Annotated in this window: 18 protein-coding genes; 8 read left to right on the top strand and 10 right to left on the bottom strand. The window is 72.9% G+C overall.

The window, feature by feature from the left end; all coding sequences use genetic code 11:
- The first annotated feature begins 17 nt into the window (after positions 1–17).
- Both SGA01_RS08085 and SGA01_RS08080 read left to right on the top strand, forming a co-directional pair.
- A complete protein-coding gene (locus tag SGA01_RS08085; protein WP_141294715.1) occupies positions 18–1,343 on the top strand; it encodes a M1 family metallopeptidase in 1,326 nt (441 codons plus the stop codon).
- A gap of 16 nt (positions 1,344–1,359) precedes the next feature.
- The gene (locus tag SGA01_RS08080; protein ID WP_141294713.1) at positions 1,360–2,361 is read left to right on the top strand and encodes an ArsR/SmtB family transcription factor; all 1,002 of its coding nucleotides are present in this window, start codon (positions 1,360–1,362) and stop codon (positions 2,359–2,361) included.
- Between the two features lie 67 nt (positions 2,362–2,428).
- Here SGA01_RS08080 and SGA01_RS08075 read toward each other — a convergent pair whose 3' ends face one another.
- From SGA01_RS08075 to SGA01_RS08065, 3 genes are all read right to left on the bottom strand, one after another.
- Positions 2,429–3,397 (bottom strand): FG-GAP repeat domain-containing protein, encoded by a 969-nt coding sequence (locus tag SGA01_RS08075; protein ID WP_141294711.1) that lies wholly within the window; start codon positions 3,395–3,397, stop codon positions 2,429–2,431.
- A 157-nt stretch (positions 3,398–3,554) separates the two neighbouring features.
- On the bottom strand, positions 3,555–6,929 hold the full coding sequence (locus tag SGA01_RS08070) for a pyruvate carboxylase (protein WP_141294709.1): 3,375 nt from the start codon (positions 6,927–6,929) through the stop codon (positions 3,555–3,557).
- A gap of 179 nt (positions 6,930–7,108) precedes the next feature.
- Positions 7,109–7,945, bottom strand: a complete 837-nt coding sequence (locus tag SGA01_RS08065) for a class E sortase (RefSeq protein ID WP_174867228.1) — start codon at positions 7,943–7,945, stop codon at positions 7,109–7,111.
- A gap of 169 nt (positions 7,946–8,114) precedes the next feature.
- Between SGA01_RS08065 and SGA01_RS08060 the strand changes: the two genes are divergently transcribed.
- A complete protein-coding gene (locus SGA01_RS08060) occupies positions 8,115–9,305 on the top strand; it encodes a serine hydrolase domain-containing protein (protein WP_141294707.1) in 1,191 nt (396 codons plus the stop codon).
- 35 nt (positions 9,306–9,340) lie between these two features.
- Here the strand turns inward: SGA01_RS08060 and SGA01_RS40945 are convergent, their stop codons facing one another.
- Together SGA01_RS40945 and SGA01_RS08050 are read right to left on the bottom strand one after the other, a co-directional pair.
- Entirely contained in the window at positions 9,341–12,583 is a 3,243-nt protein-coding gene (locus tag SGA01_RS40945) for a PLL family lectin (RefSeq protein ID WP_167534041.1), read from the bottom strand.
- A gap of 79 nt (positions 12,584–12,662) precedes the next feature.
- Positions 12,663–13,316, bottom strand: coding sequence for a TetR/AcrR family transcriptional regulator (locus SGA01_RS08050; protein WP_141294705.1), 654 nt, complete (start codon positions 13,314–13,316; stop codon positions 12,663–12,665).
- Between the two features lie 97 nt (positions 13,317–13,413).
- On the opposite strand from SGA01_RS08050, the gene SGA01_RS08045 reads away from it, so the two are divergent.
- The 5 genes from SGA01_RS08045 (at position 13,414) to SGA01_RS08025 (ending at position 19,010) form a co-directional block, all read left to right on the top strand.
- Complete coding sequence (locus SGA01_RS08045) at positions 13,414–13,863, top strand: VOC family protein (protein WP_141294704.1); 450 nt, start codon at positions 13,414–13,416, stop codon at positions 13,861–13,863.
- 137 nt (positions 13,864–14,000) lie between these two features.
- Complete coding sequence (locus tag SGA01_RS08040; protein ID WP_229918288.1) at positions 14,001–16,832, top strand: ATP-binding protein; 2,832 nt, start codon at positions 14,001–14,003, stop codon at positions 16,830–16,832.
- 132 nt (positions 16,833–16,964) lie between these two features.
- Positions 16,965–17,447, top strand: a complete 483-nt coding sequence (locus SGA01_RS08035; protein ID WP_141294702.1) for an ATP-binding protein — start codon at positions 16,965–16,967, stop codon at positions 17,445–17,447.
- A gap of 165 nt (positions 17,448–17,612) precedes the next feature.
- Positions 17,613–18,278, top strand: coding sequence for a deoxynucleoside kinase (locus SGA01_RS08030; RefSeq protein ID WP_141294700.1), 666 nt, complete (start codon positions 17,613–17,615; stop codon positions 18,276–18,278).
- A 12-nt stretch (positions 18,279–18,290) separates the two neighbouring features.
- Positions 18,291–19,010, top strand: coding sequence for a phosphatase PAP2 family protein (locus SGA01_RS08025; protein WP_141294698.1), 720 nt, complete (start codon positions 18,291–18,293; stop codon positions 19,008–19,010).
- A 7-nt stretch (positions 19,011–19,017) separates the two neighbouring features.
- Here the strand turns inward: SGA01_RS08025 and SGA01_RS08020 are convergent, their stop codons facing one another.
- From SGA01_RS08020 to SGA01_RS08000, 5 genes are read right to left on the bottom strand one after another with little or no spacing between them, the layout of a single operon-like run.
- Positions 19,018–20,352: a glutamate-1-semialdehyde 2,1-aminomutase gene (locus SGA01_RS08020; protein WP_141294696.1), complete on the bottom strand. Its 1,335-nt coding sequence runs from the start codon at positions 20,350–20,352 to the stop codon at positions 19,018–19,020.
- Between the two features lie 7 nt (positions 20,353–20,359).
- Positions 20,360–20,911 (bottom strand): dTDP-4-dehydrorhamnose 3,5-epimerase, encoded by a 552-nt coding sequence (gene rfbC / locus SGA01_RS08015; protein ID WP_141294695.1) that lies wholly within the window; start codon positions 20,909–20,911, stop codon positions 20,360–20,362.
- Entirely contained in the window at positions 20,908–22,125 is a 1,218-nt protein-coding gene (locus tag SGA01_RS08010; RefSeq protein ID WP_141294693.1) for a polysaccharide pyruvyl transferase family protein, read from the bottom strand. Before SGA01_RS08010 ends, rfbC begins: the two co-directional genes overlap by 4 nt.
- Positions 22,122–23,069 (bottom strand): glycosyltransferase family 2 protein, encoded by a 948-nt coding sequence (locus SGA01_RS08005; RefSeq protein WP_141294691.1) that lies wholly within the window; start codon positions 23,067–23,069, stop codon positions 22,122–22,124. The genes SGA01_RS08010 and SGA01_RS08005 overlap by 4 nt, the downstream gene beginning before the upstream one ends.
- The gene (locus tag SGA01_RS08000; RefSeq protein ID WP_141294689.1) at positions 23,066–24,358 is read right to left on the bottom strand and encodes an MATE family efflux transporter; all 1,293 of its coding nucleotides are present in this window, start codon (positions 24,356–24,358) and stop codon (positions 23,066–23,068) included. Before SGA01_RS08000 ends, SGA01_RS08005 begins: the two co-directional genes overlap by 4 nt.
- Positions 24,359–24,362 lie beyond the last annotated feature (4 nt).

The following is a 24,362-nucleotide window of genomic DNA, read 5'->3' as shown; positions in this document are numbered from 1 at the left end:
AGGGAGCGGAAGCGGCAGTGAGCGGCCAGAGGACAACGGAGTCGGACCCGTACTTTCCGGCCAACGGCGACCCCCGATACCGCGTCCACCGGTACGAGATCGCCCTGGACTACCGCCCCGGCCCCAACCGGCTCGCCGGCACGGCCAGGCTCAGCGCGATCGTCGGCCGGGCGCCGCTCACCGAGTTCGCCCTCAACCTCGCCGAGTTCAAGGTCGGCCGGATCCAGGTGAACGGCCGCGCGCCCCACTACACCCACCGGGGCGGCAGGCTGCGCGTCCGACCGGCCAAGCCGCTCCCCGCCGGCGCCGCCTTCACCGTCGAGGTGCACTGGTCGGGCAACCCCAAGCCGGTCCGCAGCCCCTGGGGCGGCCTCGGCTGGGAGGAGCTCACCGACGGAGCGCTCGTCGCGAGCCAGCCGGTCGGCGCGCCCTCCTGGTACCCGTGCAACGACAGGCCCGCCGACAAGGCCTCGTACCAGATCTCGGTCAACACCCCCTCCGCGTACACGGTCGTGGCCGGCGGCCGGCTGCTGACCCGGACGACGAAGGCCTCCACGACCACCTGGGTGTACGAGCAGGCCGCGCCGACCTCCAGCTATCTGGTCGGCCTGTCCATCGGCATGTACCAGACGGTGCTGCTCGCCGAGCCCGGGCTCGGCGGTGTCCCGCAGACCGCCCACGTCCCGGCGCACCTCCTGCCGAAGTTCTCCCGTGACTTCGCCCGTCAGCCGGCGATGATGCGCACCTTCGAGGAGCTCTTCGGCCCCTACCCCCTCGGCGAGTACGCGGTCGTCATCGCCGACGAGGAGCTGGACGTGCCGGTGGAGGCCCAGGGCCTCTCCCTCTTCGGCTCCAACCACGTGGACGGCGTGCGGGGTTCGGAACGGCTCATCGCCCATGAGCTCGCGCACCAGTGGTTCGGCAACAGCGTCACCATCGGCGACTGGCGGCACATCTGGCTGAACGAGGGCTTCGCGAAGTACGCCGAATGGCTCTGGTCGGAGCACTCCGGAGGCCGCCCCGCGCAGGAGCTGGCGACCACCGCACACCGGCTGCTGGCGACACAGCCGCAGGACCTGGTCCTCGCCGACCCCGGCCGCAAGCTCATGTTCGACGACCGCCTCTACGAGCGCGGAGGCCTCACGGTGCACGCGATCCGCTGCGCACTGGGCGACGGACCGTTCTTCCGGATGCTGCGCGAATGGGCCACGTCCCACCGCCACGGCGTGGTGACCACCGCGGGCTTCGCCGCCCATGTGGCCCGCTACGCCACCGAGCCGGTGGACGGCCTGCTCGCGTCCTGGCTCCACGAGGGCTCGCTCCCTCCGCTGCCCACCCCGTAGGAGTACGCTCCCTGGCGTGATCGAGATCATCTTCGGGCCCGACGATCTGACGCGCATACGCTTCGCCCGCTCCCCGCTCGAGGAGCTCGTGCACAGCGTGCCCGTGCTCGCCGGCACCCGCCGGCCCGTGGTGCACCGGCCCTGGCTGGAGTTCGCGACCGGCCGGGTACGCGGCCTCGACCTGCGGGTCCTGCTGGCGCTCGCCCAAGGCCCGCGTGTCGTCCCGGACTTCCTCGCGCCGCCGCCGGCGGCGATGACCGGCGAGTTCCGCGACGAGCTGGACGCGATCGCCGCGACACCCGCCGCCACGGTGCGCACCGCGCTCGACGAACTGGGCGCAGGGGACCTCCTCCCCGCCGTCCTGCGCCCGCTGTACGAGGACCCGGAGCGGGAACTGCCAGGTCTCGTGGACACGATGGCCGCCTACTGGCGGGCCGCCGTCGAGCCGGTCTGGCCGCGGCTGCGAGCCCTGAACGACGCCGACATCGCGCATCGGGCGGGACAGCTCACCACGGGCGGCCTCGCCAAGGTCTTCGACGACCTCCACCCCGAGGCGCGCTACGAGGTCGACCGGCTCCTCATCGACAAACCCCTCCACTCGGCACGCCGTTCGTCGGACGGCACGGGTCTGCTGCTCGTCCCCTGCGTCTTCGCCTGGCCGCGGCTGCTGGTCCTGCACAACGAGCCGTACCAGCCGACGCTCACGTACTCGCCGCGCGGGATCGGCCGGCTGTGGACGGACGAGACGTCGGGGGAGACGGAGCAGCCGCTCGCCGAGCTCATCGGACGCAGCCGGGCCGCGCTCCTCGCCCACCTCGATCTGCCGTTGTCCACGAGCCAGCTCGCGGCCTATCTGGACCTGACCTCGGCCGCGGTGTCCCAGCACCTTTCGGTACTGCGGCGCTGCAGCCTCGTCACCTCGCGCCGCTCGGGGCGCTGGATGCTGCACCAACGGACCCCGCTGGCAGGCGAATTGCTGGGCGCTCCCGCACGGCACGCGGCGGCCCCGAAGCCGTAGCCGTAGCCAGGCCTCGGGGCCGCCCCCGGGTTTCGCCATATCCCTGTGGACCCCCGTCCCTCAGGGATCAGGCGAAGTAGATGCCCTTGGGGTCGACGGCGGACCAGCCGGATCCGGCACCGACGCCCGCGGCCCAGCTCGTGTGACCGCTGCCGGAGCCGTTGTTCGGGAAGTACTTCAGGGCGTCACCGGACTTGTGGACGAGGTCGGCGCGGTTGTCGCCGGTGATGTCGGCGAACCAGATCGCCGACGGGTCGTGGCCGGACCAGCCGGCACCGGTGAAGTACACCGTGCCGTACGGCCAACCACCCCCGCCGCCTGTGGTGTTGGGTGCGACCATGAACTGGTCGCCGAACCGCTCGATGCGCTCGGCGCGCTGGTCGCCGTTGAGGTCGGCGAACCAGATCGCCCGGGGGTTGTGGCCGCCGTAGCCGTAACCGACGGTCACCGGGGCGGCCCAGCTCTTGCCGTCGCCGAGGTTGCGGAAGTAGCGGAGCACGTCACCGCTCCGCTGGATGAGGTCGGCCTTCCGGTCGCCGTCGATGTCCGCGAACCAGATCGCCGACGGGTCGTGGCCGGACCAGCCGCCGCCGGTGCGGAAGTCACCGGTCCAGGGGTTGGAGCCGAATGAGGCCCCATTGTGGTACCAGGCGCGGAAGCTGTCACCGGACAGCTGGACGAGGTCCTTGTGCCCTTCGCCGTCGAGGTCGGCGAAGTAGACGGTGCGCGGGTCGACCCCGCCCCAGCCGCTGCCGTGGACCGTGCTCTCTCCCCAAGGCCAACTCCGGTCCTGGCCCTTGGTGTTCTTCCAGATGCGGAAGGAGTCGCCCTCCTTCGCCACCAGCTCGGCGCGCTCGTCGCCGGTGAAGGAGGATCCGGTGAGAATCAGCGGCGCGGCGGTGGCCGGCGCCGTGGTCCCGGCGATCCCGAGCGCGAGCGCGGTCAGGCCGAGGGCGAGCGCCTTCAGGCCCCGGAACGCCCTGGTGGGGCGGGCGGCCGTCAAGTGCGTCGCGGCGGCGGTGGTCATGCTGGTCATGGCCGTCCTCACGGTGGAAGGTGGTGTGGGTCTCGGCACCCGTCGCCGGGTGCCGAGATGAACCTTCCGCCTTGCGCGCCGGCCCCGACCACGATTTCGTCACCGCTTAATCGGAGCCGGGGCGAAGGTACGGAAACCCAGCGGGTGCCCTACCGCGTCACGCGATCTCGACGAGGAGGTCGCCGCCTTCCACCTGCTGGATCCTGGTGATGGCCAGGCGCGAGACCCGACCGCTGCGCGTGGCGGTGATCGAGGCCTCCATCTTCATGGCCTCGATCGTCGCCACCGTCGCACCGGCCTCGACCTCGTCGCCCTCGGCGACGGCCAGCGTGACCACGCCGGCGAACGGCGCGGCGACATGACCGGGGTCGGACCTGTCGGCCTTCTCCGTCACCGGGAGGTCGGCCGCCGCCGCGTTGTCACGCACCTGGATCGGCCGCAGCTGGCCGTTCAGGGTGGAGAGGACGGTCCGCATGCCGCGCTCGTCGGCCTCGCCGATGGCCTCCAGCTCGATGAGCAGCCGCACGCCGGGACCGAAGTCGACGGCGTACTCCTTCCCGGGCAGCAGCCCGTAGAAGAAGTCCTTGCTGTCGAGCACGCTGGTGTCGCCGTACGCCTGGCGGTGTGTCTCGTACGCCTTCGTCGGGCCGGGGAAGAGGAGGCGGTTCAGCGTCGCGCGGCGGTCCTTGGCCAGCCCGGTGCGGTCCTCCGCGGTCAGTTCCCGCATCGGCTTGGGGGCGGGGCGGCCCTCAAGCGCCTTGGTGCGGAAGGGCTCCGGCCAGCCGCCGGGCGGTGTGCCCAGCTCGCCGTGCAGGAAGCCGATGACCGAGTCGGGGATGTCGAAGCGGTTCGGCGCGGCCTCGAAGTCCTCGGGCGCCACCCCGGCGCCCACCAGGTGCAGGGCGAGGTCGCCCACCACCTTCGACGACGGCGTGACCTTCACCAGCCGGCCCAGCATCCGGTCCGCGGCGGCGTACGTCGACTCGACGTCCTCGAAACGGTCGCCGAGTCCGAGCGCGACGGCCTGCGTACGCAGGTTGGAGAGCTGACCGCCGGGGATCTCGTGGTGGTACACGCGCCCGGTCGGCGAGTCCAGACCCGCCTCGAAGGGGGCGTAGATCTTGCGGACGCTCTCCCAGTACGGCTCCAGGTCACCGACCGCCTGGAGGTCGAGGCCGGTGGGCCGCTCGGAGTGGTCGGTCGCGGCGACGATCGCCGACAGCGACGGCTGCGAGGTGGTGCCCGCCATGGAGGCCACCGCGCCGTCCACCGCGTCCGCCCCGGCCTGGATCGCGGCGAGGTAGGTGGCGAGCTGGCCGCCCGCGGTGTCGTGGGTGTGGAGGTGCACCGGCAGGTCGAACTCCCTGCGCAGCGCGGAGACCAGCTTGGCCGCGGCGGGGGCGCGCAGCAGACCGGCCATGTCCTTGACCGCCAGCACGTGCGCCCCGGCGGCCACGATCTTCTCGGCGAGCCGCAGGTAGTAGTCGAGGGTGTACAGCTTCTCCGCCGGGTCGGAGAGGTCGGAGGTGTAGCAGAGCGCGACCTCGGCCACCGCCGTCCCGGTCGCCCGGACGGCGTCGATGGCGGGCCGCATCTGGTCGACGTCGTTGAGCGCGTCGAAGATCCGGAAGATGTCGATGCCGGTCGCCGCGGCCTCCTGCACGAAGGCGTCGGTCACCTCGGTCGGGTACGGCGTGTACCCCACGGTGTTACGGCCCCGCAGCAGCATCTGCAGACAGATGTTCGGCACGGCCTCGCGCAGCGCGGCCAGCCGCTCCCAGGGGTCCTCGGCGAGGAAGCGCAGCGCGACGTCGTAGGTGGCACCGCCCCAGCACTCCAGGGACAGCAGCTGCGGCAGCGAGTGCGCCACCGTCGGGGCGACGGCGAGCAGGTCCTTCGTCCGCACCCGGGTCGCCAGGAGCGACTGGTGGGCGTCGCGGAACGTGGTGTCGGTGACCCCCAGGGTCGGCGACTCGCGCAGGCTCCGCGCGAAGCCCTCCGGACCGAGCTCGGCCAGCCGCTGCCGGGAGCCGGCCGGCGGCTCACCGGCGGACAGCCGGGGCAGCTTCGTGGTCGGGGCGATCAGGTCGGGCCGGGGGCCGTGCGGCTTGTTCACGGTGACGTCGGCGAGGTACGTGAGCAGCTTCGTGCCGCGGTCGGCCGAGTGGCGCGCGGTGAGCAGGTGCGGCCGCTGCTCGATGAAGGCCGTCGTGACACGGCCCGCCTGGAAGTCCGGGTCGTCGAGCACGGCCTGGAGGAACGGGATGTTCGTGGACACGCCCCGGATGCGGAACTCGGCCACCGCGCGCCGCGCCCGGTCGACGGCGGTCCCGAAGTCCCGCCCGCGGCAGGTCAGCTTGACCAGCATCGAGTCGAAGTGGGCACTGACCTCCGTACCGGCGTGGGTGGTTCCGCCGTCGAGCCGGATGCCCGAGCCGCCCGGAGAGCGGTACGCGCTGATCATGCCGGTGTCCGGGCGGAAGCCGTTGGCCGGGTCCTCGGTGGTGATCCGGCACTGCAGGGCGGCGCCGTGCAGGACGACGGACTCCTGCGTCAGGCCGAGGTCCGCGAGGGTCTCCCCGGCGGCGATGCGCAGCTGCGACTGCACCAGGTCGATGTCGGTGACCTCCTCGGTCACCGTGTGCTCGACCTGGATGCGCGGGTTCATCTCGATGAAGACGTGATTGCCCTCGGGGTCGAGGAGGAACTCCACGGTGCCGGCGTTGCGGTAGCCGATCCGGCGGGCGAACCTCACGGCGTCGTCGCAGATGCGCTGACGTACCACCGGGTCGAGGTTCGGGGCGGGCGCGAGTTCGATCACCTTCTGGTGGCGGCGCTGCAGCGAGCAGTCGCGCTCGTACAGGTGGATGACACCGCCCTCGCCGTCCGCGAGGATCTGCACCTCGATGTGGCGCGGGTCGACAACGGCCTTCTCCAGGAAGACGGTCGCGTCACCGAAGGCGGACTCGGCCTCGCGGGCCGCCGCCTCGATGGACTCCCGCAGGGTCGCCGGGTCCTCGACCCGGCGCATGCCCCGGCCGCCGCCACCGGCGACGGCCTTGACGAACACCGGGAAGCCGATGCCCTCGGCGGCCGCCACCAGCTCGTCGACATCGGTGGAGGGCGCCGAGGAACCGAGTACCGGCACGCCGGCCTCGCGGGCCGCGGCCACGGCACGCGCCTTGTTCCCGGTCAGCTCCAGGGTCTGCGCGGACGGGCCCACGAAGGTGATGCCCGCCTCCTCGCAGGCGCGCGCCAGCTCCGGGTTCTCGGAGAGGAATCCGTAACCCGGGTAGACGGCGTCGGCCCCGGCCAGGCGCGCCGCCCGGATGATCTCCTCCACGGAGAGGTAGGCCCGCACCGGATGCCCGGGTTCACCGATCTCGTAGGCCTCGTCGGCCTTCAGGCGATGCAGTGAGTTGCGGTCCTCGTGAGGGAAGACGGCAACCGTGCGCGCACCCAGTTCGTAGCCAGCGCGGAACGCGCGAATCGCGATCTCCCCGCGATTCGCTACCAGCACCTTGCGGAACATCCTGATCCCTTCACCCTGCCGGTGATGAGCCCTGAGAGCGGCAGTCGCCCGCGTCGCGCCCGGCTCGTTTCGGCAACGCTAAGGGCTGCGCCGTGGCCTTCTGAAGGTCCCACGACAGTGACATGGATCATCGCCACCACGCGGTGCGCGCGGTGTGTGCCGGCCGGTGGGCACGGCTTCTACGCCGCGCGCGTCGAGGTCAGGACGCCGATCTTGTCGATGCGGTGCTCGGGGTTGTGCAGGGCGTCCCGCCAGAAGTTGCCCGCCGCGTTGTCCTCGGGCGTCGCGCACGTGGAGAGCGTGATCATGGCCCGCGTGGGCTTCTCGCCCGGCTCGCCCGGCACCGCGGCCCGCTGCTCGGCCAGGGAGCGGGTCGATCGGAAGGACGTGCTCCGCGTCTCGGTGATCTCGTAGGTGTAGACGGTGCCTTCAGCGGTGACGTGCACCAGGTCGCCGACCTCGACCGAGGGCAGCTCACGCAGGGGCCCGCCGGCCGAGAGCCGGTGGGCGGTCACCAGGTAGTTGCCGATGTCACCGGGCCCCACGCCGCCCCGCTCGCCGTGGGGACTCGCCGCCACGCCGCGGTCCTGGATGCGCGTGCCCGCACGGTCGTCGGTGGTGCCCTCGTACGGGACGACGTCGAGGTCCTCGACGCCGATCGACGGTATGGACAGCTCGGCGGGGACGGGCCCGCGGGGCGAGGGGGCCGGTGACGACGTGGCCGGGGGAGCGGAGGGCGGGGGTGAAGGGGCCACCGACGTGATGGCCGGGGCCGCCGAGGTGGAGGCCGGGGCCGCCGGGGTTATGGCCGGGGCCGCGGGGATCACCGATGTCGGGCCGTGCGCTCCCGTGGGCGTACCGGCACCGGCAGCGTCACCGGCACCGCTCGCGCAGCCGGCCGACGCGGCGAAGCCCGCGAGGAGCGCGGCGGCGACGGCGGCGACCGGAGCCCGGCGGGAGTGCGTTCCACCGGGCAGCAGCCCCGTCCGGAAGAATCCACCACGCTCGGCACCCATACCCCCCAGGATGGCCCACTCTCCACGTTCCGGCACCCACGGCGGTCCCCCCGCGGGGTCTGGGCCGGATGGAGCACCGGGCAGGCAGGTCACGACGGCGCGTCCGATGCTGAGGCGGACCCTCTGAACCGGGTGTCCGTCCACCCGGCGCCACCGTGAAGGAGTACCCGTGTCGGCACGCCCTGAAGTCCGGTCCCGCTCGCGCGCACGTCTGCGTCTGTCCGTGGCGGGTCTGGCCGCGACCGCCGCGCTCGCCGCCCTGGTCCAGCCCGTCCAGGCCACGGGCACGCCGACACCCCCGCACAAGGACCTGCGGCAGCAGCTGAACGATCTCGTCCGTACGGCCGGAGGTCCGCCCGGCGTGATCGTGACACTGCGGCAGGGCGACCGGACGAAGGTCTACCGGGCCGGAGTCGCCGACACGAGGACCGGCCGCCCGCTCCGGGCGACCGACCACATGCGGATCGCGAGCGTCGCCAAGGCCTACAGCGGAGCGGTCGCCCTGCGCCTGGTGGACCGGCACAAGCTGGACCTCGACGACACGATCGGCGAGCGCCTGCCGTCGCTCCCGGTCGCATGGCATCAGGTGACGCTTCGTCAACTGCTCAACCACACGAGTGGGTTGCCCGACTTCTCCAGGGCTCCGGCGTTCCTCGCGATTCTGCAGGCGGACCCCAGGCACCACTTCGACTCCCGCCGGCTGCTCGATTTCGTCGCCGACAAGGACCTGCTGTTCCCGCCGGGATCGAGGTACGAGTACTCGAACTCGGACAACATCGCCGTCGCGCTGATGGCGGAGGCGGCCACGGGACGGCCGTACGAGAGGCTCCTCGACCGGCTCCTCTACCAGCCGCTCGATCTGCGGCAGACCAGCCTGCCCCAGGGCTACCGGCTGCCGGAGCCGTACCTGCACGGTTACGACGTGACCCCGCCCGCCCCGCCGGAGGACATCAGCGAGCAAATCGGCGCGTCGGGCGTCTGGGCCTCGGGCGGCATCGTCTCGACGCCGAAGGACCTCAACACCTTCATCCGTGCCTGGGCCGGCGGCCGGGACTTCCTGTCGAAGAAGACCCGCCACCAGCAGCGGACCTTCATCCCCGGCGCCGCCTCGGAGCCCGCCGGTCCCGGCGTCAACGCCGGCGGGCTGGCGATCTTCCGCTACACGACGCGGTGCGGAACGGTCTACGGCCACACCGGCAACTTCCCGGGCTACACCCAGTTCGCGGCCGGCACGGCCGACGGCAAGAGGTCCCTCACCTTCTCGATCACCACCCAGACCAGCAAGACCGTCAAGCCGGAGCTGCTCGCCAAGGTCCGCGCCGTCCAGGAGGACTTCGTCTGCGCCCTGCTGAGGAACTGACCTCCCCTGAGTAGTTCTCGATCAGCGGTTCCCGATCAGTAGTTCCCGAGCCGGATGTTGTCCTGGATGTAGCGGAAATAGGGGTCGGTCACCGCCTTGTTCTCCGTCAGCTGCGCGAAGCCGGCCTTCGGGTCGGTCGCGTTGGCGGCGTGCTCGCTGAACCAGTCGGAGACGATCTGGGCCTGGCCCTCGATGGTGAACCCGCCGGCGAACTCCGGTCCGGGCGGACCGTACAGGTACGACGTCTCTCCCTCGACCGAGGCGGACGTGGCGTCGGCGAACCAGGAGAGGTCGAAGCCCGTCCACCTGATCTGCCACGCGTGGACGAGCTCGTGGACGAGGACCTCGTACGGGATGATGGGGAGCCCGGTGGCCCCCGCCTTGCCGACGCCGTAGCCGATGGGGTCGTCGAAACCCGCCTGGCCCATGTTCAGGCGGATCTTGCCGCCGACGGGGGACGACATCGTGAAGGGCCGCTGCTCGCCGCTGCTCGCCTCCCCGCCGATGTTGGTGATGCGGAGATCCTCGTGCGCGGGGAGGGTGTGGTGGAAGACGTGCTCGTCGATGAGTTCGTACGCCTCCAGGGGGATCTCCTTCTCGTCGTAGCCGAGTTCGGTGATGGCGTGGGCGGCCACGGCGAGCAGGGTGTTCCCGGGGCCGGCCATCCACAGGACCTCCTCCAGGATCACCGCGCCCGCGCCGAACTCCCCGGTGGCGATGAGGGAGCCGAGCTCGACCCCGGCGAAGATGGCGAGCCCGCCGGCCACGTCGCCGAGCACCGACCCCACGAACCACTTGAGCCCGAGGGAGACGACGCCTTCCAGGGTCTGCCCGATATGGCTCGTGTACTGCATGTTCATGGAGGCTTCGGCGCCGAGGAGGTCCGACAGGATCCCCGCGACCGCCCCGTTCGGCGGGTGGATCTCCTCCCAGTCGTGATCCGAGCGGGAGGCCGACACGCTGCCGTTGTGCGACAGGGCGATCATGCGCTTCTCGCTGCGCAGGTAGAAGGCGACGCCGAAGTCGTAGCCGTCCGCGCCGCTGTCGTGGGCGTGGCCGTACCACTGGAGGCTTCCGTCGATGCAGACGTTCACCCCCGCCCAGCCGCCGAGTGCCGCGAGGCCGCCGCTCTCGATGGGTTTCTGGAACTTGATGACGGGGACGGGCAGGCGGTACCAGGGCCGCCAGCTCTCGAGGAACCTGGTGCCGTGGATGCCCGCGTCGGTGCCGACCCCGAAGACGTCGATCGCGAACAGGTGGGACGGCGGGGGGACGACGCGCAGCTGCACCGCGAGCGGGGTGAGCGGCGGGAGCTTGTCCTTCTCCGTCCCCCTGCGGAACCAGTACTTCGGCTGACCGTCCTCGCCGGGATGGTTCCAGTTGTCGCCGTCGAACCAGGCCCCGTACACGCAGCCGTCCGCCCCGACCCCGAACAACTCCAGATGGGAGCCGTCCCGTCGGCTGGTCGCGGAGAGCGGGGTGCCCTGAGGGAACGTCATGCCCGGGATCCGGTACCAGTCGTGCCAGCCGGCGTCCCACCAGCACCCCCACACCTCGCCGTTCTCGTCGACGGCCCAGATCTCCATCTTGTCGGTGTCGCGCGAGGCGGCGGCGATCCTGGTGCCGGGCCGGAAGGTCTTGCCGCCGATGAGGGTCCAGTTGGCGGGGTCCCAGGTGCCGTTCCAGCCGATGCCCCAGACGGCACCGTGCTCGTCGACCGCCCAGATCTCCATGGTGTCGTCGTTGCGGCTGACCGAGGTGATCGGCGCGCAGCGCGGGAACTTCGGGCCGGGCAGGGTGTACCAGCCCTTCCACTGCCCGTTCCACCACACGCCGTTGACCGTGCCGTCGCGGTCCACGAGCCAGGCGTCCATGAGGTCGGAGTTGCGGCTGAGAGTGGTCACCGGGGTGAGCGCGGGGAAGATCCCGCTGCCCGCGACGGGGACCCACTCGGGCTTCCAGCCGTCTGCGGCCGTCCACCAGATGGTGCAGAGCCGCCCGTCGCCGTCCACCGCGAAGACGTCCAGGTAGTCGCGGGACCGGGTCACCGCCGAGACCACGGTCCCGTCCGGGAAGGTCTTCGTGCCGAGCGAGAGGTACTCGTGCCACATCGTGTGCCACCAATGGCTCCACACCCGGCCGTCCTCGCCCACCGCGAACACGTCCAGCTGGCCCAGGTGGCGGGAGACGACGGAGACCGGGGTGCACGGGAGGAAGCGGACGTCCTCGCCGGCCAGGCTGTGCTCGCCGTACTCGGCGACCTTGGCGGCGTCGTCCCGTACGGCCTTCGCCGCCTTGTGCCGTCCGATCCGGTCCAGCCGGTCGGCCCAGACGGTCATCGCCCACACCAGGTCGCCGGTGGCGCCCTCGTTGTGCGGGTCCAGGTGGGCGAAGCGGCGGTAGAGACCGACGGCGAACTCGGTCTCCCGCAGCATCTCCTCGACCGGCAGGTACTGGGCCACCATCAGGATCCGGCGGCCGTAGCCCCTGAGGTTCCCCGCGGCGGCGGGGTCCTGGACGACGTCCTTGGTGATCTGTACGGACTCGCGGGCGGACTCCTCGGCCTCGGTGTGCCGCCCCACCGCCGCCTGGCGCGGGGCGAGGCGGCCGGACAGGGACTCCGCCACCTGGTCGCGCAGCCGCAGGTTCCCCGGGTCGGCCGCCGACAGCCTGCGGAACACGTCGATCGCCACCGCGGTGGCGTCGACGGCCTCGCCGGGTGGCAGGTACCGCGCGGTGTCGCCGATCAGCAGGGCGTGTCCGGCGGCGTTCGGCGGCAGGACCGGCGCCGCGAGGATCCGCCGGGTGAGCAGCACCGCCTCCCGCGCGGACGCCGCCGCCCCGTCGGTCTGCTGCGCCGCCGCCCGGCGCGGGGCGAGCTTCCCGGCGAGCACCCAGGCGAGCCAGGCGATCTGCTCCATGTCGTCCGGCCGCGCCTCGGCCAGCTCCCGGTAGATCGCCGTCGACGCCTCGGTGGCGGTCACCGCCTCGGCGGCCGGAAGGTATTCGGCGGCCGCCGCGATCCGCCGGGCGAACCCCTGGCGGGACTGCGGGAAGGCGCCCTCCGCGAGCAGCTCCCGGGTGATGGCGATGCCCTCGCGTGCCGCGGCCGCGGCATCGTCCGGCCGCAGCGGTTTCAGCGTCGGGGCCAGCCGGTCGCACAGCGCCGACGCCAGCGCGTTGCGCCAGGGGTTCCGATCGGGGCTCTGCGGGTCGCTCTGCAGCAGGTCCCGGTACTTCTGCACGTCCTGCTGGGCTTCGGTCAAGGGGTCGGCCATGGGGTGTCCTCCGGTTCGGCCACGACGTCGCCACGACGATGCCCTGGTCCGGCCCGCCCTACGGGCCCGAGCCGCGCAATCACTCTCCAGGGGGCGGCGTCCGGGCGGCGTGCCCCTCCCGTGCGGGCACGCCCCCCGCGTGCGCCTGAAGCACGTCGGGGATGCGCAGTCCCGCCAGGAGCCGGTCGAGCGCCTGCTCCGCGGCCCGCGGGTCGCCGCCCCCGGCGATCCAGAGGGCTGCCTCGTTCATCGCGCCCGAGAGCAGCCGGGCCAGGGGCTCCACCGGCTGGTCGGCGATGATCCCGGCCGCGGCCAGCGCCGCCAGGGCCTCCGCGAGGTGTCGTGCGGAGGACTCCTCGTCCAGGGCCCGCCACTCGTCCCAGCCCAGCACGGTCGGCGCGTCGACCAGCAGGATCTGCCGCACCGCCGGGTCGGTCCCCGCGGCGAGGAACGCCCGGCAGCCGGCCCGGAGCTGCTCCCAGAGGTCCTCGTACCGCTCGGCTTCGGTCGCGACCCGCTCGCCCAGCTCGCGCTGGACCTCGGCGACGACGGCCCGGAAGAGCCCCGCCTTGCTCTCGAAGTGGTGGTAGGCGGCCCCCTTGGTGACCCCGGCGGCCCGGGCCACCTCGGCCAGCACCACGTGGTGGTACCCGTCGGCGGCGAACCGCTGCCGCCCTTCGGCCAGCAGCGCCTGCCGCGTGGCCGCTCGTTGTTCCGCTCGGTTGACCGCCATCAGGCGCACCGCCCTTTCCTTTTCACATACCCGGGGTATGCTAACGCCAGGATTCACATACCCCGGGTATGTGAAACGGATGCGAAGGGCCCATGCCATGACGAACGAACACGCCACCGTGCCCACGGCCAAGCTCGGCGGCTTCTACCCCGTACTCGCCACCCGGGACGTGGCCGCCTCCCGCGACTTCTACACCCGCCACCTCGGGTTCGACGTGACCTTCGAGGCCGACTGGTACGTGAGTCTGCGCCGCCCCGACGCCCCGCACTACGAGCTGGCCCTCCTCGACCACGCCCACCCGACCGTCCCCGAGGGCCACCGGGTCGCCCTCGGAGGCGGCCTGCTCCTGAACTTCGAGGTGGACGACGTGGACGCCGAGCACCGGCGGCTCGTGACGGAGGCCGGCCTGCGCGAGGTGCTGCCGCTGCGCACGGAGGACTTCGGCCAGCGCCACTTCATCGTGGCCGCGCCCGACGGCGTACTGATCGACGTGATCACCGTCGTCCCGCCCACCGAGGAGTACGCCGCGGGGTACACCGCCGTCTGATCCCCGGGCGCCCGGTCGTCCGTCACGTCGGCCACGCTTAGGCTGGAAGAGCCGGGGGCGTCCGGGGCGAGGTGGGTGAGCGCGTGGCGGGGTCACTCGGCCCGGGAGCGGCCGCGACGGTCGGCACATTCCGTTACGTGGGACGCCGACGTGAGCTGGACCTGCTCATGGAAGCGGTGCGGCACCCGCCCGCGGTGGTCCTGATCGAGGGCGAAGCCGGCATCGGGAAGTCGCGGCTGGTCGGCGAGGCCGCCGCCGCGCTGCGCGCGGAGGGCGACAGGCCCGTACTCATCGGCTTCTGCCAGCCGCTGCGCGAGCCCTTCCCCTACGGACCGGTGTCCGACGCGCTGACCAAGGCCGCTCCCTGGCTGCCGGACAGCGGCCTGCCCGACACCGTCGGCGCACTGGTCCGGCTCCTGCCGGGCCTCGCAGACCGGCTCCCGTCGGCGCCCGCGGCGCAGGGCGGGGAGCAGGCCGAGCGCCTCCGGCTGGTCCACGGCGTCCGCGCACTCCTCGCCGCCCTCGGGCCGACCGTGCTGATCATCGAGGACATGCACTGGGTGGACGAGGCCACCAGGGACCTGCTCCTGCTGCTCGCCCGCGACCCGCCGGACGAGCTCGGCCTCGTGCTCACCTACCGTGCCGAGGACCTGCCCCCGGACACCTCCGTACTCGGAGCCGCCTACCGTCATCCTTCGGGCGCGGGCGGCGCGGTGATCAGGCTCGGCCCGCTCACGCCCGAGGAGGTCCGGGAGCTGGCCTCCGCCGCGCTCGGCCCGGTCGCCACGCCCGCGCTGGCGTCCGCGCTGTACGAACGGAGCGAGGGCCTGCCGCTGGTCGCCGAGGAGGATCTGCTCACCCTCGCCGAGCAGGGCGGCACGACCGACCAGCGGGAGGTGGTCCGGCGCCTCCAGGACACCGACGTGCCCAAGGGCCTGCGCGAGGCGGTCACCGAGCGGCTCGCCGGTCTGTCCCCGGCCGGCGCGGCGATCGTCGCCGCCGCGGCCGTGCTGGCAGTCCCCTCCGACGAGGAGCTGCTCGCCGCCGTCGCCGGGCTGGACGCCGAGACCGGCACCGACGCGCTGGTCGAGGCGCTGCGCAGCTCCCTGCTCCGCGAGACCGAGGACCACCGGTACGCGTTCCGGCACGTCCTGGCCCAGCAGGTGGCGTACGGGCACACCCCCGCCCCGCGACGGACCCGGCTGCACCGCTCGGCCATCGAGGCGCTCCAGGAGCGGACGCCGGCCCCGCTCGTGCAGATCGCCCATCACACCCTGGCGCTCGGCGACCGCGCCGCGTGGCTGCGCCGAGCCGAGGAGGCCGCCGAGCAGGCCGCCGCCGTCGGGGACCAGGGCACGGCCGCCGCGCTGCTCCACCGGATCCTCGACGAGCCCGGACTCGACACCGAGCGTCGCTCCCGCGCCGCCACCGCGCTCGCGCGGATCGCGTACAACGGCGTCGACTTCGCCGCCGCCGCCCGGCTCCTGCGGCGCCTGGTGGAGGACCCGCACCTGCTGAGGCCGGTCCGCGGGGAGATCCGCCTGGGGCTCGGTCTGCTGCTCCTGAACGAGTCGACGTCCCCGTCCTGGGTGCGCGAACTCGAACTCGCGGTCGACGAGCTGGAGGAGCGCCCCGTCACGGCCGGCCGAGGCCTGCTCGCCCTCGCGCTCAACGAACGAGCCGGTCCCGAATGGTCGGCACGCTGGATGGAACGGGCCCGGCAGGCGCTCGACGACAGCGGGGACGCGGACTTCCAGGCCGCGTACGACGCGACGCGGCTGACCCTGCTCGGCTGGCGAGGGGACCACGCCCTCTGGGACCTCCTCGACCGGCTGCCCCGGGACCTGGACTCCCCGGCCAAGCAGTGGCAGACCGCCCGGGCGCTCCACAACGTCGCCGAGGCGGCCATCGCCCTCGGGCACGACGCCCGCGCCGCCGAGCTGGTCGCGGAGAGCCGGCAGCAGGGCCGTCGTGCCGGCGCGGTGATCGTGGAGTGCTACGGGCGCGTGCTCGAACTGTGGCTGGACACCCTCGCCGGGCGCTGGGACGGTCTCGAGGACCGCTTCGACGCTCTGATCGCCGCGTATCCGGACATCAGCGTGCCCCACGCGGAGCGCCTGCTCGCCCTCGGCACGATGGCCTTCGCCCGAGGGCAGCGCGGCCCGGCGCTGGAGCATTTCGAACAGGCCGTGCAGCACGGAGCACGCCAGATCGCCGTGAGCACCGAGCTGCGCGGCACCGTCGGCCTCATGTCCGTCCGGCTCGCCCAGGGAGCCGAGCAGGAGGCATGGGCCGCGGCCGAACCCGCCCTCGCCGTGCTGCGTCGCGCTCAGGCCTGGACCAAGGCGACGGGCCTCGTCCCCGTGGCCGTCGAGGCGGCCCTCGCCTGCGACGACCGCTCCTCGGCCCAGCGGCTCGTGGAGGAGGCGCACCAAGGGCTCCGGGGCCGGGACGCACCGGCGGCGCAGACGGAGATCCACCTGGCCCGTGGGCTCCTCCGCCTCGACGACGACCCCGCTCGCGCGGCGGAGGACTTCGGAGCCGCCCGACGCGGGTGGCTGGGCATCGGGCGCCCGTACGAGGCGGCCCACGCCACCGAACGCCAGGGCCACGCGCTGGCCCTGCACGGCCGGCCGACCGAGGCGGCGGAGCTCCTGGCGGCGGCCGTCGACACGTACTCCGCGCTCGGCGCGCAGGCCGACGTCTCGCGCTGCCACCACCTGACGCGGGATCTCGGCCTCACCCAGCCGGACACTCCGGGCCGCCGCGGCTACGGGGACCGGCTGTCGCCCCGCGAACAGCAGGTGGCGGAGCTGCTGGCGGCCGGCGCGACCAACCAGGCCATCGCGGACACTCTGTACCTGTCGACGCGGACCGTCGAGAACCACGTGGCCCGCGTACTGCGCAAGCTGCGCACCACGCGCAAGGACGTGGCCGGCACCCTGGGGGAGCCGGGCCCGGAGCATTGACCGGCCTCCTGCGCGTCGCCACCTATACGTATGCCTTGAGTACCCCTAAAGCGGCCGACCCGGATTGTTTCCGTCGGGGCGCTCGCCGATCGTGGAGAGCGGGGGAAACCACCCGCCGTCTCGGGAGACCCGATGTCCATCAGCCCGTGCCTCAGCCCGGTCGTCCTCGCCGAGGACCGGCCCGTGATCCATCCGCAGGACCGACCGGACGCGTCGTACCCGGACCGGCGGACCGCCGGATGTCTGACGGTGGCGACCGCCGCTTCGGTGCCGGCCCTGCGACGGTTCGCCCGTGGTGTGGCGGCGTACTGGGGCCTGCCGGCCGGGATCGACGACGCCCTGAGGCTCGTGGTGAGCGAGCTCGTGGGCAACGCGGTGCGGCACAGCGGGGGCCCCGACGTGGCGCTGCTGCTCTCCGCCGACCTCTCGACACTCTCTGTGGAGGTCAAGGACAACGGCCGGTGGCGGCCGTGCCCCGGCCGCCCCCGGCACGAGGGGGAGATCGCCTGCGGCGGACGCGGCCTGGACCTCGTCGAGGCGTACGCACGGCGCTGCACCGTCCACACGAAGTCCGGCGGCACCCATGTGATCGCCGAGCTGTCGCTACGGGACTGAAGGGGCACCCGCCTCGTCGGACGTCGCCGAGGGTCACGCCGCCGGGGAGCCCCGCTTTTCCTCTATGCTTCAAGGCGGCCCGCGGGGCGGTGGCCCGTCGCCGTGTGCGGCAACCGATCACCACGACCCCTGGGAACGAGCGAAGACTCCCAGGAGAAGTGAGGTATGTCGGTGATCTGCGTCGGAGGCATGATCGGGATCGGCAAGACGAGCGTCGCCGAGCTGCTCGCCAAGGAGCTGGGCACCGAGGTCTTCTACGAGAGCGTGGACGACAACCCGATACTCCCGCTCTTCTACACGGCGAGCCCCGAGGAGATCCAGGCCAAGCGCTACCCGTTCCTGCTCCAGCTGCACTTCCTGCGGACCCGGTTCGCCTCGATCAAGGCGGCGTACCAGCAGGACGACAACGTCCTGGACCGGTCCATCTACGAGGACTGGTACTTCGCCAAGGTCAATCACGACCTCGGCCGGATCAGCTCCCTCGAGATGCAGGTGTACGAGGGCCTGCTCGACGAGATGATGCGCGAGATCGACGGCCTGCCGTACCGCAAGGCGCCCGATCTCATGGTCTACCTCAAGGCGGACTTCGACACCGTGCTGCACCGCATCGGGCTGCGGGGCCGCGATTTCGAGCAGGACGACAGCCTCGTCGAGTACTACCGGACGCTGTGGTCCGGCTACGACGACTGGGTGAACAAGCACTACTCGGCCAGCGACGTCCTCGTCGTCGACATGAACCGCTCTGACGTGGTCAACAACCCCGAGGACGCGGCCCGTGTGGTGGCGGACGTCAAGGAGGCCCTGGACGCGGCCCGACGTCGTCGGCTCTGACGGGAGGGCGCGGTGTTACGCAACAGCCGGACCGCGGGCCGGCCGCCCGCGGTGCTGCACCCTTCGGTGCGCGTATGGCTCGGGTCGGTCGCGGTTCTCGCCGCGCTGACGGTCGTCGCGCTCTGGGTGCTGTACGCCGGTGACAGCGGGCCCGGCGCGGTGGACACGCGGATCCGGTCGGCCGTGGACGGTGCGGGGCCGCGGTGGCGGCATGTCGCCCTGGCCACGGACTTCCTGGGGGAACCCGTCGGGGCGGCGCTGCTCGTGGCGGCCGCCGTGACGGGCTGCCTGGCCCTTCGGCGTCCTCGGGCGGCGGTGCTCGTCGTGGCAGGCGTCGGTATCAGCGTGGGGGCGACGAAGCTGCTCAAGCCCGTCGTGGCACGGACCATCCATGGCGAGAACCTGTCCTTCCCGAGCGGCCACACCGCCTTTCTCACCGCGTTCGCCCTCGTGGTGGCGCTGGTCGTGACCGGCCGGCTCGGCCTCGGCAGGCCGGCCGGCACGGCACTCGTGCTCGCCGCGGCACTCGTGGCCGGCGGCGCCATGGGCTGGGCGCAGGTCGCCTTGGACGCGCACTATCCGACGGATGCGCTCGGTGGCTGGTGTACCGCGCTGGCCGTGGTCCCGGCGACCGCGTGGCTGGTCGACCGGACGGCCGACCGGCGGGCCGAGGGGAAGGCCGACCGGCGAGCCGAGGGGAAGGCCGACGCCGGTCGGCGGCAAGGCCGCTGACGCGACCTCACACCGAGCGGCGGAACACCGGCTTCACCGGGCGTCCGGCCAGCCAAGGTGTGGGGTCCGTCGCGTCAAGGGCCTTCCGGTACACCGCACACGCCTGGGCCACCACATCGACGGTGTGGTCGATGTCGGCGTCGCTGAGCGCGCTGCTCACGACGAACGACGGGGCCAGGACGCCGCCCGCCAGGAGGCGGCGCAGGAACAGCGTGCGGTACTCCTGCGAGGGCTGCCCGTTCTCGTCGAGAGTGGCGAAGACCAGGTTGCTGGCCCGGCCCCGGACGACGATGTGGTCGCCGACGCCCATGGAGGCCGCGGCGTCGCGCACGCCGGTGGCCAGGCGTTCGCCGAGGGTGTGGAGCCGTGTGGTGACGTCCTCCTCGGTGTAGGTGGTCTGCACCGCCATCGCGGCGGCCAGCGAGTGCGTCTCCGCGCCGTGGGTGGTGGACAGCAGGAAGACCCGGTCGCCGGAGTGGCGCAGTCCGCCCCACTCCATCAGGTCGCGGCGGCCGGCCAGCGCGGAGACCGCGAAGCCGTTGCCCAGTGCCTTGCCGAAGGTGGAGAGGTCGGGGACGACGCCGTACAGGCCCTGGGCGCCCGCCTCGGACCAGCGGAAGCCGGTGATCATCTCGTCGAAGACCAGGACGCAGCCGTGCCGGTCGGCCAGTTCGCGCAGGCCGGCGAGGTAGCCGGGCGGAGGCTCGGTGTGGGTGGCGGGCTCGAGGATCAGACAGGCGACCTCGTCCTTGTACCGGGTGAGCAGCTCCTCCGTGGCGGCCAGGTCCCCGTAAGGGAACGCCACGGTGAGCCCCTCGGTCGCGGCCGGGATCCCGGCGGACATCGGTGTGGTGCCGATGAACCAGTCGTCGGTGGAGAAGAAGGGGTGGTCGCCGCAGAGGGCCACCCGCGGCCGGCCGGTGACGGCGCGGGCCAGGCGCACGGCGGCGGTGGTCGCGTCGGAGCCGTTCTTCGCGAACTTCACCATCTCCGCGGTCGGCACCGTCGCCAGAAAGCGTTCCGCCGCCTCGACCTCCACGAAGGACGGCCGGACGAAGTTGCTGCCGCGGTCGAGCTCCCGCCGGACCGCCTCGACCACGCGGGGGTGGGCGTGGCCGAGGCTGACCGACCGCAGACCGGAGCCGTACTCGATGTAGCGGTTGCCGTCGACGTCCCACACATGGGCACCGCGGCCGTGGCTGATGACCGGGGCCAGGTTCTCGGGGTACTGGTCGTCGCCCTTGGCGTAGGTGTGCGCGCCCCCGGGGATCAGGGCGTGCAGCCGCTCGTTCGCCTCCCGCGACCGGGGAAGGACGAGCTCGCCGGTGTCTCGGGTGTCCACGTCGGCCTCAGCTCTCCTTCTGCTTCAGGGCCTCGGCGAGGCTCGGGGCCTCCCGGTCCCGCCGGGACATCGAGGTGGCCGGCAGCGGCCAGGGAATGGCGAGCTCCGGGTCGTCGAAGGCGATCGTCACGTCCTCGGCCGGATCGTGCGGGCGGTCGATCCGGTACGAGGTGTCGGCGATCTCGGTCAGCGCCTGGAAGCCGTGGGCGCACCCCGCCGGGATGTACAGGGTCGCCTGCGTCTCGTCGGACAGCTCGAAGAAGGCCCGGTTCCCGTAGGTCGGCGAGTCCGCCCGCAGGTCCACGACGACGTCGAAGATCCTCCCGTACGAGCACCGCACGAGCTTGGCCTCGCCGGCGCCGGAGCGCAGGTGCAGGCCGCGCAGCACGCCCCGCACCGAGCGGGACAGGCTGTCCTGGACGAAGGCGTTCGGGTCGAGGCCCACCGAGCGGAGCACGTCGGCGTCGAAGGTACGGCTGAAGAAGCCGCGCTCGTCGGCGTGCGGCGTCGGCTCGAACAGGTACGCGCCGGCGATCTCCGGGACTTCGGTCGCTTTCATGGTGCCTTCCGCTGGGTGGTGGCGTGGTCGGACGTCGGGAACAGCGCCGCGGTCAGGGCGGCGAAGTGGTGGTCGAGTTGTCGGGCGGCGGTCACGTTCCGCTCGGCGAGGGTCCCGCGCAGCTCGGCCGACCGCTTCTCCAGCTCCCGGAACTGGTCGAGCAGCCGGTCGGCGTCGACCTCGCGCGCCGGGTGGCAGTACGCGGCGAGCCCCATCCGGTCCATGAGCGCCTCGCTCTTCGCCGCGTAGCCGAGCGCGAGCGTCGGTGTGCCGGCCTTCAGCGCGCAGATCAGATTGTGGTACCGGGTCGCCACCACGGTGTCGGCGGCCGCCGTCTCCTTCATCAGGTCGGCCAGCGAGGCGGCCTCGGCGGCGGTCACCAGCGGCGAGTCCACCGCGTCGAGGATCGCGGCGACCACCCGCGCGTCGCACGCGTCGCCGGTGAGCAGCCGGACCTGCCTGCCGTCCTCGACCAGCGCGCGGACGAAGCGGGTCGTCCCGTCGACGTACCGCCGGTGGATCTCCTCGGCCCGGGCGCGGTCGTCGTTCCCGCCGTGGAAGTCCATGACGCCCACGCAGACCGTCCCCGGCGCGTCCGAGGGCGTCCTCGCAGGCGGTGCCGGCAGGGCGAACGCGAGGTCCGGATGGACCTCGTCGCGCGCGGTGTCCACGCCCATCGCCCGCATCGCGTCGCGCGACAGGTCGTCCCGGTACGACCGGTACGCGGCGAGCCGCGCCGACCAGCGGACCAGAACCCTGGTGGGCCGTTCGGCGATCGGAGCGGCGCCGACGCCGATCAGCGCGACCGGGGTGCCGGTCAGCCGGCCGGACGCGCAGAGCAGGAACAGCGCGTACGGGAAGCCCCACGGCCGCAGCGGCAGCGTAGCCTCCAGGACGCCCATGCCCGGCACGATCACGACGTCGTGCCGCCGCACCCAGGCGGCGGTGCGGAAGGCATCGACCAGTTTGCCGAGGCCCTTCCCCGCGATCGCGCCCGCGCGTGACGCCGTCCGGTACTCCCCGCGGTACCAGTGCAGCCGCGTCGCGGGGATCCCGAACCGCGCCGTCACGACCTCGGGCCCGCCGCACAGCGCGTCCACGACCGCGCCCGGGTGCCGGTCGCGGAGGTATCCGAGCACGGCCTCCAAGGACCCGTCGTTGCCGAGGTTGCCGGAGCCGAGCAGGCCGAACACCCCCACCCGTACGGGAGTCATGCCCGCCGACCTTCCCGCCCGGCGACGAGGGCGTCGACGGAGACCGTCAGCCTGCTCGGGTCGACCGGCGCGCGGTCCTCGACCCGCTCGCCGGCGCCCGGCCGGGCCCGGCTGCTCATCCACTCGGCCAGGTGGCGGTAGCACGCCCGCCGGTCGGCCGCGGACAGGGGCGCCCGCCGGATCGCGGCGACGAAGCCCCAGACGTACTCGGCGAGCAGCCGCGGCGTCGGGTGCAGCGCGCCCGCCCGGCGCGGGTCCAGATTGACGCACCGGGAGCGCTTGGACGGGTTCGCCCGCTCGGCACGGGTCGGGTGGTCGCGGCGGAAGTACAGCAGCTCCGGCACCTGGTGGAACCGTCCGTTGAGGCCGATCTCGGCGACGAACGTGCGGTCCGCGTGGTGGTAGCTGTCGTGCGGCCTCACCCGGCGCAGCACGTCGGCCCGCATCACCCCGTAGAAGTCGTCGCCGCCGGGCTCGAACAGCATGCTGCGGAAGCGCTCCGGCGCGCTCGGGGAGGCGGTGGCGAGCCCGTACTCGTACGGGACCTTCACCTGGCCGTCGCCGTCGATGACCGCCTGGTCGGCATGGGCGAGGATCACGTCCGGCCGCTCGTCCAGCGCGTCCACGCAGCGCCGCAGCAGGTCCCGGGCGTACAGGTCGTCGTGCGAGGCCCACTTGAACAGCTCGCCGTGGCATTCGGTGAACACGTAGTTGTGGTTCGGCGCGGCACCGATGTTCCTGAGCAGCCGGATGTACCGGATGCGCGGGTCCCGCGCGGCGTAGTCGCGGCAGATCTCCTGCGTACCGTCGGTCGAGGCGTTGTCGGAGATGACCAGCTCGAAGTCCTCGTAGGTCTGGCCGAGCAGGGCGTCGAGGGATTCGGCGAGGTACTCCTCGCCGTTGTACACGGGCAGCCCGATGCCGAGCCGGGGGTGGGCGGTCATGACGTCCTCACTTCGGGAATCGGTTCTTGGTGGTGCTCGCGCAGGGCGGAGCGCAGCTCCAGCCACCACACGGCGGAGCTGCCGACGGTCGCGGCGGCGACGCCCCAGGCCGAGCCGACCGCGCCGGCCGCGACCGCTCCGCCGAGCCCGCCGCCGGCATAGAGGGCGGAGGCGAACAACTGGCAGCGCAGGCTGCGCCGGGCCGCGCCGAGCGCGCGCAGGCCGGCCGCCGCGCCGGTGCCGAGACTGGCGCCGGCGACGCCGAGCGTGGCCGGCACGACGAGCAGCGAGGCGGAGTGCCAGACGCCGCCGAGCACGAGCTCGCCCAGCCGGTCCGGTACGAGGAGCAGCGCCCCGCCCCAGAGGAGCGCGGCGGCGGCCTGCCCCCCGCCCAGCAGGAGACAGAAGGCGCCGAGTCGGTGCGAGGCCTGCCGCAGCACCCGGGCCGCCTCGGCGACGGTGACGAGCGACAGGCCCATCAGCACGGCGAGGAACGGGCCGAGCAGGAGCTCGGCGCCCCGGACCGCGCCCACCGCGCCCAGCCCGGCGATCGCGCCGAGCCCGTACGCCCGCAGCTGGCCCGCGCCGCTGAGGCTGACGTTCTCGACCAGGTACCGGGAGCCGAGGTCGCGCTGCTCGCGGAGCCACTCGCGCGCCCCGGACGGCCGCGGCCGGATGCCGGACTGGAAGCAGCCGTACACCGCGGCCACGGCGGCGGACCCGCCCCAGGCGAGCAGGAAAGCGGCCACGCTGCCCACGCGGGCCGCCACGACCATGGCCGGGACGAGCGCGACGCCCCACACCACGTCGTTGACGAACGCCTTCCGCCCGTCGCCGGCGGCGAAGAACGCGAACCGCCAGGCGTCCTGCAGCAGCAGTCCCGGCAGCGCGACGCCGAGGCAGAGGAACGCCGTCCCCAACGGGCCGCCGAGGGCCGGACCGGCCGCCGCACACGCAGCGCCGATGGCCACGCCGACGCCGAGCGCGGTGCCCGACGAGCGGGCCACCGCTCCGCGCCAGGACGCTTCCGACACGCCGCTGAAGCGCACCACCAAGGGGTCGGTGGCCAGCCCGCGGGCGACGTTGAGCACGACGCCGTAGGTCACCCAGGCGAGGCTGAACACGCCGAACGCGGCCAGCCCGAGGGAGCGGGCCACGTAGATCCCCACCGCGAAGTTGGTCATGCTGGAAGCCGCCTGGTCGGCCAGCCCCCAGGACAGCCGGCCGACGATCGCCCGCCGGGCGGACCCGGCGGATCTCGTCGTCTTCTCCCCTTCGGTGGTGGTCATCGGG

Origin of the sequence: Streptomyces gardneri, from assembly GCF_006539185.1 — a bacterium.
In the GTDB taxonomy this organism is placed as follows: Bacteria; Actinomycetota; Actinomycetes; order Streptomycetales; family Streptomycetaceae; genus Streptomyces; species Streptomyces gardneri.
The sequence above is the reverse complement of the archived record's forward strand: the minus strand, read 5'-3'. Positions and strand labels throughout refer to the sequence as shown.

Excerpts from the sequence above, each read along its gene's own strand:
- SGA01_RS08075 (WP_141294711.1), bottom strand. The coding sequence starts at position 3,397 with ATGACCAGCATGACCACCGCCGCCGCGACGCACTTGACGGCCGCCCGC.
- SGA01_RS08070 (WP_141294709.1), bottom strand. The coding sequence starts at position 6,929 with ATGTTCCGCAAGGTGCTGGTAGCGAATCGCGGGGAGATCGCGATTCGC.
- SGA01_RS08065 (WP_174867228.1), bottom strand. The coding sequence starts at position 7,945 with ATGGGTGCCGAGCGTGGTGGATTCTTCCGGACGGGGCTGCTGCCCGGT.
- SGA01_RS40945 (WP_167534041.1), bottom strand. The coding sequence starts at position 12,583 with ATGGCCGACCCCTTGACCGAAGCCCAGCAGGACGTGCAGAAGTACCGG.
- SGA01_RS08050 (WP_141294705.1), bottom strand. The coding sequence starts at position 13,316 with ATGGCGGTCAACCGAGCGGAACAACGAGCGGCCACGCGGCAGGCGCTG.
- SGA01_RS08045 (WP_141294704.1), top strand. The coding sequence starts at position 13,414 with ATGACGAACGAACACGCCACCGTGCCCACGGCCAAGCTCGGCGGCTTC.
- SGA01_RS08035 (WP_141294702.1), top strand. The coding sequence starts at position 16,965 with ATGTCCATCAGCCCGTGCCTCAGCCCGGTCGTCCTCGCCGAGGACCGG.
- SGA01_RS08030 (WP_141294700.1), top strand. The coding sequence starts at position 17,613 with ATGTCGGTGATCTGCGTCGGAGGCATGATCGGGATCGGCAAGACGAGC.
- rfbC (WP_141294695.1), bottom strand. The coding sequence starts at position 20,911 with ATGAAAGCGACCGAAGTCCCGGAGATCGCCGGCGCGTACCTGTTCGAG.
- SGA01_RS08010 (WP_141294693.1), bottom strand. The coding sequence starts at position 22,125 with ATGACTCCCGTACGGGTGGGGGTGTTCGGCCTGCTCGGCTCCGGCAAC.
- SGA01_RS08005 (WP_141294691.1), bottom strand. The coding sequence starts at position 23,069 with ATGACCGCCCACCCCCGGCTCGGCATCGGGCTGCCCGTGTACAACGGC.
- SGA01_RS08000 (WP_141294689.1), bottom strand. The coding sequence starts at position 24,358 with ATGACCACCACCGAAGGGGAGAAGACGACGAGATCCGCCGGGTCCGCC.